Annotated in this window: 12 protein-coding genes and 1 pseudogene; 4 read left to right on the forward strand and 9 right to left on the reverse strand. The window is 40.1% G+C overall.

The genetic code is table 11. From position 1 onward, the window contains the following. Positions 1-29: 29 nt before the first annotated feature. The 4 genes from LEP1GSC190_RS13000 to LEP1GSC190_RS13020 all read right to left on the reverse strand — a co-directional run bounded on the left by LEP1GSC190_RS13000 (position 30) and on the right by LEP1GSC190_RS13020 (position 4,330). On the reverse strand, positions 30-2,480 hold the full coding sequence (locus tag LEP1GSC190_RS13000; RefSeq protein ID WP_002745178.1) for a sulfatase-like hydrolase/transferase: 2,451 nt from the start codon (positions 2,478-2,480) through the stop codon (positions 30-32). 434 nt (positions 2,481-2,914) lie between these two features. Beyond that, complete coding sequence (locus tag LEP1GSC190_RS13010) at positions 2,915-3,559, reverse strand: RsmD family RNA methyltransferase (protein ID WP_002745170.1); 645 nt, start codon at positions 3,557-3,559, stop codon at positions 2,915-2,917. Between the two features lie 4 nt (positions 3,560-3,563). After that, positions 3,564-4,133, reverse strand: coding sequence for a hypothetical protein (locus LEP1GSC190_RS13015; RefSeq protein ID WP_002745166.1), 570 nt, complete (start codon positions 4,131-4,133; stop codon positions 3,564-3,566). Then, positions 4,130-4,330: a hypothetical protein gene (locus LEP1GSC190_RS13020; protein ID WP_002745160.1), complete on the reverse strand. Its 201-nt coding sequence runs from the start codon at positions 4,328-4,330 to the stop codon at positions 4,130-4,132. The genes LEP1GSC190_RS13015 and LEP1GSC190_RS13020 overlap by 4 nt, the downstream gene beginning before the upstream one ends. A gap of 97 nt (positions 4,331-4,427) precedes the next feature. Here LEP1GSC190_RS13020 and LEP1GSC190_RS13025 point away from each other — a divergent pair, with 97 nt between their 5' ends. The 4 genes from LEP1GSC190_RS13025 (at position 4,428) to LEP1GSC190_RS13040 (ending at position 8,662) form a co-directional block, all read left to right on the forward strand. After that, entirely contained in the window at positions 4,428-5,426 is a 999-nt protein-coding gene (locus tag LEP1GSC190_RS13025) for a hypothetical protein (protein WP_002745262.1), read from the forward strand. A gap of 16 nt (positions 5,427-5,442) precedes the next feature. Next, on the forward strand, positions 5,443-5,850 hold the full coding sequence (locus LEP1GSC190_RS13030) for an LIC12806 family lipoprotein (RefSeq protein WP_002745236.1): 408 nt from the start codon (positions 5,443-5,445) through the stop codon (positions 5,848-5,850). Positions 5,851-6,133: 283 nt separating this feature from the next. Continuing rightward, positions 6,134-6,835 carry a response regulator gene (locus LEP1GSC190_RS13035; protein ID WP_036037143.1) on the forward strand — a complete coding sequence of 234 codons (702 nt, stop codon included), beginning with the start codon at positions 6,134-6,136 and terminating at the stop codon, positions 6,833-6,835. Then, positions 6,836-8,662 carry a sensor histidine kinase gene (locus LEP1GSC190_RS13040; RefSeq protein WP_002745206.1) on the forward strand — a complete coding sequence of 609 codons (1,827 nt, stop codon included), beginning with the start codon at positions 6,836-6,838 and terminating at the stop codon, positions 8,660-8,662. Here LEP1GSC190_RS13040 and LEP1GSC190_RS21175 read toward each other — a convergent pair. From LEP1GSC190_RS21175 to LEP1GSC190_RS13070, 5 genes and pseudogenes are all read right to left on the reverse strand, one after another. Then, positions 8,642-9,185 (reverse strand): annotated as a pseudogene (locus LEP1GSC190_RS21175) (PIN domain-containing protein). The gene LEP1GSC190_RS13040 and the pseudogene LEP1GSC190_RS21175 overlap by 21 nt on opposite strands. Positions 9,186-9,196: 11 nt before the next feature. Continuing rightward, on the reverse strand, positions 9,197-9,457 hold the full coding sequence (locus LEP1GSC190_RS13055) for a hypothetical protein (protein WP_002745162.1): 261 nt from the start codon (positions 9,455-9,457) through the stop codon (positions 9,197-9,199). 91 nt (positions 9,458-9,548) lie between these two features. Next, on the reverse strand, positions 9,549-10,466 hold the full coding sequence (locus tag LEP1GSC190_RS13060) for an energy transducer TonB (RefSeq protein WP_002745192.1): 918 nt from the start codon (positions 10,464-10,466) through the stop codon (positions 9,549-9,551). Further along, complete coding sequence (ruvB, locus tag LEP1GSC190_RS13065) at positions 10,441-11,466, reverse strand: Holliday junction branch migration DNA helicase RuvB (protein ID WP_002745232.1); 1,026 nt, start codon at positions 11,464-11,466, stop codon at positions 10,441-10,443. Before ruvB ends, LEP1GSC190_RS13060 begins: the two co-directional genes overlap by 26 nt. Continuing rightward, the gene (locus tag LEP1GSC190_RS13070) at positions 11,467-12,633 is read right to left on the reverse strand and encodes a S1C family serine protease (protein ID WP_002745252.1); all 1,167 of its coding nucleotides are present in this window, start codon (positions 12,631-12,633) and stop codon (positions 11,467-11,469) included. Between the last annotated feature and the right edge of the window lie 204 nt (positions 12,634-12,837).

A 12,837-nucleotide genomic window follows, 5' to 3' on the forward strand; every position in this document is an offset into this window, starting at 1 on the left:
ATTTTTAGTTTTGCCCTATCCTTCAAGCATCAATTCGACAAAGGGAGCAAATACTCACCTGCTTTCTTGAATTTTCCGGAAGAGACTAGAAACGAAACGAGAGAATTTTTCAGAGAAGAACACTCTTCGATCGCAAGCGACCTTTCGTTCCAAGGATCGGCAATCCGATCGTAACAACGCCAAAACACACCGTTCTCCGAAGGGATGTAGATGAGTTTACGGGTCGTATTCTGAAACATCCTATGTTTGGAAACGATCACACTCTCCTTCGCGTAAGAATCTCCGATCGAAATAAAAGGAAATTCTCCCGATTCAATCGAATGCAAATGAAGAATGTCGGGATAGTAAATTCTTTCCTTTTGATAAAACTGACCTCCCGAATCGCTAAACCAAATTCCAGTTTCACCGTAGACATTTCGAGAATCTTTCCAAGTCTGAAAACTCAAACCTGCAGACAAATCCCTTCCAGAACGATTTTTCAATTCGTTTCGCAAATTCTCGCGTAAGGAAAAATCTCGAACCCGGTTTGCAACAAACGAAAGCAAAGTCGGAAACAGATCCAGGGAACTACTGATTCCGGTAAACCTCCGACCAGCGCCGACATTTTGAGGGAATTTAATGAGCAGAGGAATATGAGTCACACCCTCTCCTCTTAGATGTTCCCCGTGCCCATGGCTATGATCGGCTTCAAACAAGGATTCCCCATGATCGCTCGTTAAAACGATTAGAGTGGAATCGTAAATCCCTTCTTTTTTTAAATGCTTCAAAATCCTTCCAACCGAGTCGTCAAAAGAATAAATCGAAGCCTGAAAGAGTCCTCGAATCTGTTCCTGATCGCCGTTCGAAAGTTCGGAAGAATCACTCGGATTTACAAATTTAAAATACTTAAATTTTCCATAATATTCAGAATTTGTAAATATCTTGTAATACGGATACGGAGGACTGAATGGGAAATGTGTCACAGAGGAAAAAAAGACCGTAAAAAACGGATTTCCCTCCTTTTTTAATCCGGCCAAAAGATCTGGAAGGATTTTAGAATCGTCCCCCAAACTTGGAAATCCGCGAATTGCCCCGAAATATTCCCCCGCGCCCGGAATCGAACCGGTCACGATCGGAAGAAGAAAAATCTGAGTTTCTAAAATTCTTTGCGCCGTGAGAGTTTCCGCGTGAAACATAGGAGCTTTTACAGATTGAAATCCCCAATCAGCTCGAGGAAAGATATCCCCCGCAAACGAAGAAACGACCTCTGTCTTGTATCCGAGTTGCGATAAAATATTCGGAAGTGTTTTAGAAACATTATCGTTCAAACCCTCCCGATCCTTTATATCTGGAAACATATCCTGAATTCCGTGTATAAAACTGGGTTGTCCCGTGAGCAAATCCGCCCAGGCAGGAAAGGTCCTGGGAATTGTAGTATGATGATCTTGAAATATTACAGAATCCTTCGCAAGTAAATCGATATGAGGTGTCAATCCCTCCTTACCTTGCACGTATCCCATTTTATCATAACGAAGACTATCCGCGCTCAGAATCAGAATATTCGGAAAACCTTCCGTACTCAGGACGGTATTTTCTGGAACTTCCTTGTTCCAAGTTGGAGCTAAAGTAAAAATTCCAAGACAACTTTTCGAAGAAGCGAAACAAATCAGAGAAGAACAAAGAATAAAAACGAGAACGATTCGATTCCAAGTTACATTTTTTAAAATTACGGTCCGAGCTAGATCAAAAATCGGAACCACCTTGTTCTCAAAAACTCGAGTGAAAAGATAAAAGACAGTCGTACTCAATATCCCCGAAAGACTTCCGTGAGAATGGGACCAAAAGAGTAAACAACAAAACAAAACAAAAAAGATAAAACCGTGCCAGTTTCGTTTTAATATTAAAAAAACAGAATGTATTATGATACAAATTCCCAAAATTCCGAGCGCGATCGTCAGCGGAATCCAGGGAGAAACCCAATCCGTAAGAAAAAACAAAAAGAAACGCAAAAATGAAAATCGATAAAAGAAAAATTCTCCATAGAGTTGGGGATAAAAAATCACAGAATGACACCAAAGAAGAAATACAAATACTCCGAAAGTCCAAAAGACTTTTCGACAAGAGTTTGCCTTTTCAATTCCGACAAAAGGATCGAGATCTTGAGCCAACAAGGTCCCATCTTCTACTTCTTCCGACAAAGGATCCATAAAAGACGAACCAATTAAAACCTCTTTTTTATTCCCAAGCTGCGCAGAAGAAAGAAGCAAACCGATCGCACCAAACAAAATCCCGCTCGCAATCAAAGTTTGAATATAATCTTTTAAGAATAAAGGTAGAATGGATAAAAATAAGGACTTGAATTCGGAAAGATCTACTCCCATAAACCGAAACGAAGAGTTTAAAATCAAGGTCGCAAAAGAAATTCCCATTCCGATTGCAAAAAATCGAAGATATAATCTTACGGATTTTTCCGCCAATAGGATTGTGATCATCTTCGGCATAAATTTTCTGTGATTCTCACTTTCAGAACGTTTTCGAAAACCCAATCTCGCTTTCGACAAACATTTTCTTTTACTTGCTCCGACAAACGATTTTTCTGAAAAAAAGTTTGAAGTCGAAATCTAAATTCTCGAAAAACAGGATTAAAGGGAAAGTTTACTCCCTTAAGATTCAAATGATAAATTCCACAATCGAACTTTGATCGATTACAAGATGAAAACCATCGCGCCACACCGTATAAAAACTTTTTCTCCGCAAAAAATCGACCAACTTCCATTTAAGTGCGCACTTTTTAAGTCTCCAGCAAACCATTTTTTGTGCTTATCGCCGGAATTACGAACCGCAAATTCCATTTTTCGGCACTTCCGAAATTTCTCCAAAAAAGAAAAGTTAAATTGGAATCGATTCCCAAAATAGAATTCAACTTTTCGAATATTCAATCTTCATTTTCATGAAATGAGGATATTTCTTCTGAAATTTCGGATACATTTTCGTTCGGAAGCCGAGAAACATCCAAAACTTCATTCACACGAAAAGTTAAGAAATTTTTTCCGAACTTACGAGTTTCAAAACTGGGCCAGTCCGGATCAATCGGAGACTGAACAAAAACGGCTACGGTAGCATCGTCGTTTAACAAAAAGTCCAAAAGAGATTTGATTTTTTCCTTTTTCTTATCCCAGAAAGAATATGGAGGATCTAAAAAATAGATCTTCGATTTTTCGGGAATATCAAGTTTATTATAAAAACGGAATACGTCTTTTCTGCTGATCTCGTAGTTGTCACCGAGTTTTGCGAAAAGTTTCCGAAGGTTATCCGACCTTTCCCAAGCCAGCTCGTATAAAACGACTCTTGCAAATCCTCGACTCACTGCTTCCAAAGCCATTTGTCCAGAACCCGCAAAAAAGTCCACAAACGCGGTTTCTTCAAGTATCAATCTTCCTTTTAAAACTAAAGAGCCGACGATATCAAAAACGGATTTTTTTAAAATCGCGGGAGTAAAATTCGTGTTTCCCGCAACGGCAATAGGCGTTTCTATCGACTTACCTTTGAACTTTCCGGCCTGTACCTTGAGTGCTTTCACATTTTTACTCCGTTTTTTTCTCGACGCTCAATTCCAAGATCCGAATCTTTTTTGCTAACTTTTCGGCCGATTGCAATTCTCTAAGTTTGACAAGAATTTGTTTCACCTCCGAAAATTTTCCGGCTCCGTATAAAATGCAAGCATAGGTGTAAAGCCCTTCCGCATAACGTATCGAAGATGTTCCGTTTTCGATAAAAATCTTTCCCCAATAAATCCCAGAAGATTCGTCCTCCAATACCAGACAACGTTCTAAAAACAAAAACACAGAATTGTAAAAAATTCCAGGATGAGATCCCTTTTTTTCATAGATACTTCTCAAAGTTTTATCGATTTCTTCCGGATCTTTTTCTGCGGAGGTATATAAAAGTAGAATCCTATAATCAATCTCCTCCCTTTGAAGTGCAACCCGGGAAACCTTTACTGAGGTATCATAGTTTCCTTTTTTGTAAAAATCGTAAACGTCGCTGAAATCGGTCGGTAAGACCGAACCTTGAGGAAATAAAGCAAATGCGGATACGAGGAACCGGCTGGCACAATTCTTGGCGAATCGCCAAACCGGCTCAGTATTTTTCAAAACTCGATTACTACAGAGGAACCGCACATCGGACAAATCGCCCCTTCGAGGCCGTAATCTTCGGCTTCGTAAGCGTCCTCTTCCCAACGATGATCGCAATCTTCACAAGCAAACGTTAATACCTCTTCTCCGGTCCCATCCTCATCATAACCGGTCTCAACTTCAAAATCTTCATCAAAATCGTAATCGTAAGGCATAGAAATCCAACGGAATCAGGGGAGGCTTAGGTGTCAAGTTTTAGGGAATTCAAAAAATACGTGAACCCAGAATAGGTGTATAAAAAATCGACGAAGTATGCTGTATCAATCCGGCCTGAAAAGTTATAAAAAGAAAACCAGTTACAAACCTTATATTCTTGTCGCTCTTATGTTGATTTTAGGTGGAACGGGATTTTTTTTCCAGCAGAGTATCAAAAACTTATTCGCGGGTGATAGAAAAATTCTTCTCGAAAAAGAAAGAAAAAACATTCAGCAACAAATCCATTCGGGAACTCTCGAAGAAAGTTCCGTGAAAAATTTCCAAAATGCCGCCAAAGATTACGTTCACGCAAATCCTTCGGATGAATTGGGATATTTTTATATTGCATTAGGAAATTATAATTCGTTTTTGCTTAACGGATTCTCTTTCGACTCGGGAACCTTAGTCAAACTCGCCTATTCCGGATTCAACGACTTTCTCAAGGAAGACGAATCATATCTTCCGATCCTGGAAGATATGTACCGAAATGCGCTTCGTGCAAAGGCAATTGATCCCGCAATCGGCGAAAATCCGGATAACGAAGTGATGATCGCATTTGGAGAAACGGTAAAACAACATCTTTCCAAAAAATCCCTCACTCATCTTTTAAATTCGATTCCGTATAACAAGATTAGTCCCGAGTTTAAAATCGGCTATACCTGGATTGCGATCTTAGGAGCGTCCTTATCAGGAGATACGGAATTCTTAAAACGCAATCTTGCAAGTCCAGAATCCAGCGGATCGATTCTTCTCACCGAAAGAGAAGCTCTTTTTTTAATCGGACTTTCCGAATTCCGCGCAGGCCAGTATGTTTCTTCTCTCAACTTCATCCGTAAGGTTAGAAACGAAAACGAAGACTTTATCACGATCGGATCTTGGATTTTAGAAGCGAAAATTTTCAGACTTCAAAATCTACACGCAAAATCAATCGCGATTTTAGAAGAACTTTATCCAAAGATGGAAAATAGAAGGGAGGAAATTATTCGACTCGTAAAAGAAATCGTCAATGAAAAGCCGACCCTTAAAACGAAACTCGATTTGGAATTGGCTCGGTAAAATCTTTAGAAAATCGATGTTAAACGAAGTGCAATCTCATCTTATCCCGAAAATTTTCAAAGGATTTATTGTATCCTTAGTTACAACTTGGATTGTTTCTTGCGGACTCAAACCCGTTCCCCCTCCCGAAGGAAAGTTCTGCGACGTCTGGCACAAACCAGTTGAATGTGTGGAATTGAATTTCAGAAAAGGAATTGGCGACCTAGGCCAAGGCCCTCTTCCTCTGCGAATGAAAAATGTGGTTCTCTATGATCTAGAAATTGAAAACAAACAAAACATCCTCATAGAAGTTCTCCATGAACATAGAGTGAGGATTATCTTTCCCGGAAAAGAATCCAGGTTGTATCTTAAGATCAAAGATCAAGAAGAACGCAAACGAAGATGGAAAAAAGCGAAGGAAGAATGGGACGAACTTTTTAAATGAATAGGGCGCTTTAGTTTTACACCTCTATTTTCGAACGACCTCTAGAAAACAAAACACCAAGGAATATATTGAGGTCAGAAGCGAACTTCAGCGAAACAGCATAAACTTTTATTCCCCTTCCTAAACTTGATTGAAACGGCTTTATAAGGTCTGTCGACTCAAACAAACCTTCTTATTGGCGCATTTATAGCTCGTAACTTAAGAATTTACTTTTAGTAAAACTAAAATGAAGGCGAGTAAAAAACAATTTACCAATCGAACTGAATTCGTATAATCAAAGCCAATGATACATTCGAAAACTTCACAAAAGACCAAACCTCCTTATTTGGTTTCCATCATCGAAGACAATCAACACACAGCCCTCAATCTTCAAGAACTTCTTTCCAATTCCTCCGACTTCCAATTTTTAGAACACTACCCCGACTCTCAAAAAGCGATCGAAGGTATTCAGAGAAATATTCCCGATATCGTGATCCTAGATATAGGACTCCCCGGAAAGAACGGATTGGAGTGTCTCAAAGAACTCAAAGAAAAAACACCTAACACTAAGTATGTGATCTTTACCGTTTTTGAAGACGAAGAAAAAATAGTCGAAGCAATCCAAGGAGGAGTATCTGGTTATCTTTTGAAGGATACTTCTCCCGAACTGTTCCTTGCTGAACTCAAAGTTATCGTACTAGGAGGCGCTCCACTTACTCCTAGAATTGCGGACAAGATCATCCGAGAATTCACCAAAAAAGAGGAAAACCAAAATCCGCCGATCCAAAATACTTTGGGACTTACGAAAAGACAACTCCAGATTCTTAATTTCGTGGCACTTGGAATGACCGTTGCAGATATAGCAGACGAACTCGATATTTCTAGTCATACTGTCAGCAGACATATCGAAAAGATTTATAAAAAGATGGAAGTGCATTCCAAATCCGAAGCCATCATCCGAGGAAGAAGAATGGGAATTATACGAGACGTTCCAGGCTATCCTTAAATGCTCGCAAAGAGAATATTCGTATTTTCTATTTTTTTTATATTTACCTTGGTTTCGACGGGATGTAACTCCAAGAACGCGCCGATTGCGGAAAAAGGCGTTATCGATCTCAGAAATTTTAATCTCGACGAGAACATTACCACACTTAACGGAAACTGGGAATTTCATTGGCAAGAATTGGTACGTGGCAATCGTCCGATCCCTAAAACTCTCTTTTATTTTCCCGTTCCTGGAATTTGGAGGGACTACGATCCTAACTTCACTCCGGAAGGTTATGCGACTTATCGTTTGCGCGTGTTATGCGATTGTAAATATACCAATTTAAAAATCAGAATTCCCAGACTTCCGGGAGTTTACGAAGTCTACTTCGACGACCACAAAGTCTATTCAAACGGTTTCGCCGGAACTGGTCCCTTAGACACGGTATTTTCAGCTCATCCATTAATGACAAATATCGTAGTACCTTCTGAAGATTTTTATATCACCGTAGCCGTTTCCACTTTCAAAGGAAATTATCTCAAAGGTGGAATTCGAAAACCGTTCCAAATCGGATCCGCAAAGGCGATTGATTTGGAAGAAAAAAGAGAAGAATGGAGGGAGATGGTTCTAATCGTCGTTATCTTTTCTTTCGGAATCTATCACGTCGTATTCTTCTTTTCCTACAGAAAAGATCCGATTCCTCTCTATTTCACCGCGTTTTGTTTTTTAGTTTCCGGATATTCTTTCATCACCTCCGAAATTCAATTTATGGCTCTTCCGGATCTTTCTTTAGATCTGAGATTACGGATAAAATTTTTTTGCGAGATCGCATTTTTCCCTATTTCTTTCCTGATGCTCCGTAAGATGTTTCCGCTTCAGTTCAACCGGAAATGGATCCAAATCGCAATTGGAACGAGTACAATTTTCTTTTTCGGAATTTTCGCTTTAAACGAACGGAACATAGTCTGGTTTTATTCTTGGTTTATGTATTTTCCTCCACTTTATGCATTGATTTTGATTATAGGTACAGCAACCACTTTTAAGGCCAAAGAACTTTTTACCGGTTTTATTCTGGCGTTTACAATGATGAATGACGGAATTTACGGTTTATACGAGATTTATACCTTATATCCGTACAGCTTTCCTTTGGGTCTTATCGCTTTTGTCGCATTAAATTCCTATATTATTTCCTCAAGATTCGCAGAAGATCTAGAAAAGGCAAAAGAATTCGCACAACTTCAAATCAGATATAACGAACAGCTCAAACTACAAGCACAGGAAAGAACAAGGATCGCCTCGGATATTCACGATTCCATAGGGTCTGAGCTAACAGCAATTCTTTTCGAGCTAGAATCCAGAGATAAAAACGATTCCACACTGAAAAAGCTCAAATCGGAAGTGAATCATCTCATTTCGAACGTAAGAGACATCGTATTTCTTATGCACCATCAGGGAAACAACCAAGAACTAGTGGAAGAAGTGATAAAAAGATACGGAGATAGAATCCAACGCACCGGAACCATAGAAGTTAAAATGGAAATTGAAGACGTTTCCAATTTTATACATCTGGATCAATGTCTACACGTTCAAAAAATCTTTTTAGAAGTCGCGTCCAATATTCTCAGACATTCCGAAGCGAAGAAAATCCAAATTTCCTGGAAAAAAGAAGGAAAAAATTTGGTTCTAAAAGTGACGGACGACGGGAAAAAATTCGAAATCAATCCGGAAGAAGTTTCCGGAATCGGAATGAGCAGTATTCGAATGAGATCCGAAAAATTGGGAGCAAGCTATGTTTTCCATTCTAAAGGTTCTGAAAATTTGTTCGAACTAAATATTCCGATTTCCTAATAATACCTCTTCGTCACAAATTTTAAAATTCATATAGAATTCAATTTTTATAATATTTTTATCGCAAGGAAAAAAATCTGTCTTTTAAAACGTCTGTGTTCAACGAAACGGGACCCAAATGAATCGAATTCAAGGACTTTAAAAAAGTCAGTTCTTCGTTTTTTCGAATTCTTTCATAAATTTCCAAACCAATTCGTTTTAAAGGAATCTCTGATAAAAGTTTTTTTGTCTGGTCAATTTTGTTCCCAAGCATTACCGGAAGCGAGAATGTGTAGTAAAAGCTTAACTGGAATATCGATCATTCTGGATTATTTAAAAATCTTTGTAAATTTCCCACAATGTTCGCATTTAACCCGATTCCGATTTTCTCTGTAGATTTTATGAATATGATGAATGATTCGATTTCCGAGTAGACTGGAAGAAAATCTGTAATTGTCCCTATCCAACTTTCATACGATAGTTCGTAATTAGTATCTTCAAAAATGATTGAAAGAAAAAAACTAGTATCGATATAAACCGGCATGAAAAGGGAAATCAATCCCGATCTTCATAATATGTTTTCATCCAATCCAACTGAAACTTTTCTTTTACTTTGGACGGAGGCTTTAAAACGGTAGATTTTCTTTTTGCTTTTAAGAGAAGACCGCTTTTTTGTTCTTTCTCAATATAACTTTCGACGGTTAGATCCGAACTTAAAATATCGGAAGTGGTTTTTTTGATTTCGGCAATGATTCGACTGTGATCGGTCACAAGAATCGTTTCACCTTCTTTTACAAGGCGTAAAAACGTATTCAAGTTTTCTTTAAGATTCTTGACCCCGACAGCTTTCGTACCTCAGTAAAGTAGCCCCGAAGATCTTAAAGTCAACCGGTTTTCACCAAAAAAATCAGCGAGTCCGCATCATCGGAAAGATAAAGTTAATTCCGAAAATCATTCCCTGTGCTTTGACTTCATCAGGAACCTTCCCGAAATTTTGTCCTTGAATGGAATCGACGCAAGCCTGACTGACCACATCTTGTCCCTGGCTCGAAACGAGCCTTGTATCTAGAACCTGACCACTTTCACTTAGCATAAAAAGGACTTTGACCTGTCCAGGGAGAATTCCCTCTCGAACCACGGTTCCCGCCATATCTCGATACGCATAATTGCCTCCGCCAGGAGGAGCAAAACTGCCTTCGATTTGTTTCAACATCCGTTTGAAGTATTCGTAACCCGCGAGTTTTTTTCTAGGAATCGAAAGGGCTTGATTTCCATCCCAACGAAAAAGAAAGTCTTGTTCGAATCGATAGTTAAACGGAATCTTCGTCATTCTTCCGTAGGTCTGAGAACTTTGTTTGGTTTCTTCCGTAGTAGTGGTTTGTACTGGATCGATCTTGTAAATTCCTACTTCGAAAACCTTCTCGTCGTTCTTTTCTTTAGCTTCCTGTTTCTGCGCTTCGGAAGGTCTTCTCGCCATACTACCCATGATAAACTCACGAAAGGGGCTCGCGGAATGAAACCCTTCCTTTTTAGTGATTCCACCGGCTCCGGCAGCGTCCACGTTAGAAAGGGCCTTATATTCGTCTTTTATGTTTTTGTCCACGAAATCTTGTTCAAGAAGAACTTCGTAAATTTTCTCTTTTTCTTCATTGCTTTCCATCTTGACCATGGGCTCGCTTCCGAGAATTTTCCAGAGCATGTTACGTGTAAGCAAATGCGCGGTAAAAAAAGACGCGAGTACAAGAACTAGAAAGGAGGCATAGATCAACCTTTGTTCATCTTCGGGAATTCCGGAGTATTCAGAATAAAGTCGGATCTTGTCCATGGTTTTCGGAAAAATCTTGCATTCGTTTCAATTGTCGATAGGCCTTTTCGGTCGCCACCCTACCGGCGGGAGTTCGATTGATGAGTCCGATCCGAACCATAAATGATTCGTAAGTATCTTCGATAGTCTTTTCTTCTTCTCCGACTACAACAGCAATCGCTTTTAAACCGACAGGACCTCCCTTATAACGATCAATCATACAACCTAGTATCTGTCGATCCATACCGTCCAATCCCAAGTCGTCAATCCCCATCTTTTCGAATGCCTTGAGACAAAGATTTTTTTTCACGGAAAGATTACCCTCTACTTCGCTAAAGTCCCGAATTCTTTTTAAAAGATGATTTGCGATTCGGGGGGTTTTACGAGAACGTTTTCCTATTTCCAAAGCAGCATCGTCTTCGATCTTAACTCCCAAAATTCGAGAAGAACGCAAAACGATTTCCTTCATCTCTTCATCGTTGTAATAATCTAACCTCAATTGAATTCCGAAACGGCTTTTGAGAGGTTCGCTGATCAGTCCGCTTCTGGTAGTTGCTCCGACTAAGGTGAACGGCTTGAGAGGAATTTGAACCATTTGAGCGGTCACCCCTTCTCCAATCACTAGATCGATCATATAATTCTCCATCGCCGGATAAAGAATCTCTTCGAGTTTTTTATGAAGAGTATGGATCTCATCTATAAATAGAATTTCATTTTCTCCCATGCTTGTAAGAAGACGGGCAAGATCAGCGCCTTTGGTAATCACGGGAGCAGAGGTGATGGTAAGCCTGGTCCCAAGTTCGTTGGAAACAATTCCGGCAAGAGTCGTTTTACCGAGACCGGGAGGACCGGAAATCAAAACGTGATCAAGCGCGCGCTTTCGATTTTTAGCGGCTCGAACATAAACTGTAAGATTATCGAGAACCTCCTTCTGACCTATAAATTCGGAAAGAAGAGAAGGACGTAGGCCCGACTCTTCTTCAAATTCTTCCTCAGGATTAAGCGTATGGGATTTTGCCAATCAGTTCGGTCTTTCCTTAAGTTGGATCGAAATTCTAGAAATGTTTCCCTGACGCATAACTGTAACGGTGATACGATCACCTACCTTACTCTTCTTAACCGTGCTGACCACTTCCTCCGGAGAATTGATTTTAGTTCCGGAAATTTCAGTAATTACGTCCATCAGCTGAATTCCAGCGCGATCCGCAGGAGAATCATTCATGATCTGAACGACAACCGCACCGCCCGAAATATTCAACTTCTTCGCATCTTCCTCGTGAAGATAATCCACTCCGACTCCAAGCCAAGCCTGTGCGGGACGTTTTACCTTACCGGTGGTTTTTAACTCTTCCATAATCGCCTTCGCTTCGTTAATCGGAATCGCAAATCCGATTCCCACCGAACCTCCGCTCTGCGAAGCGATCATACGATTGATGCCGATCACACGACCATTGATATCAAGAAGCGGGCCTCCGGAATTTCCTTGGTTGATGGAAGCGTCCGTTTGAAGATAATGAACTCCGCTGTTATCGATTCCGGCTCTACCGACCGCACTGACAATACCTGCGGTCAGAGACTGTTCGTAACCTAAAGGGGCCCCGATTGCAATTGCCCAGTCCCCAACTTTTACCGCGGAAGAATCTCCAAGTTCGATCGGAACAATTTCACCGTCCGGCTTGATTTTTAAAAGAGCCAAATCAATCACAGGATCAGAGCCGACGAGTTCTGCGTTAAATGTCTTACCCGTTTTTAAACGAACGGTAAGCTTATCCATGGAGCGAACCACATGTTCGTTGGTTAAAATATATCCCTGAGTATTGAGAATAATCCCCGAACCAAGCCCGGTTTGTTTTTGTTTCATCACTCTTCCGCTTCCGCCTTGACCTCTGCCGAAGAATTGATCGAAGAAAGGATCTCCGAAAGGCCCGGAATGAACAGGAACGTTTTGAATTTTTTCCGTAGCGATGGAAACTACACTTGGAGAAGCGGTTTGATAAACTTCCTCAAAGGCTTGTTGAATCGTGATCGCCTGACGAGTCGCCGGACTAGGCTCCTTATCACCTTTAGCGTTTAAAAAAAGAGGACTGCTTTGACCAGTTCCACAAAACATGACAGGAGATAAGAACGCTCCGAGCAGAAGTGAAATGCTTACGATCGCAACATACTTCAGTTTTTCCATGTTTTTCATTGAATTCTATCCCTCTGAAAATGAATTTCCATTTGGTATCTAAAAGAATCGGCTCGCTTCTATGACTGTCAAGTTAGATTTGGAAGCCAGTCCTTAGAGAACACACATTCGATTAAATGAGTTGGATTTAAACGGAAAGGAGAATCCTTCCGTTTTCATTTTTTAGACCGAGCCACCAAGAAAAGAGTTTCCGTTTTCAATCGA

This window comes from Leptospira mayottensis 200901116, assembly GCF_000306675.2.
GTDB classification, from domain to species: Bacteria; Spirochaetota; Leptospiria; order Leptospirales; family Leptospiraceae; genus Leptospira; species Leptospira mayottensis.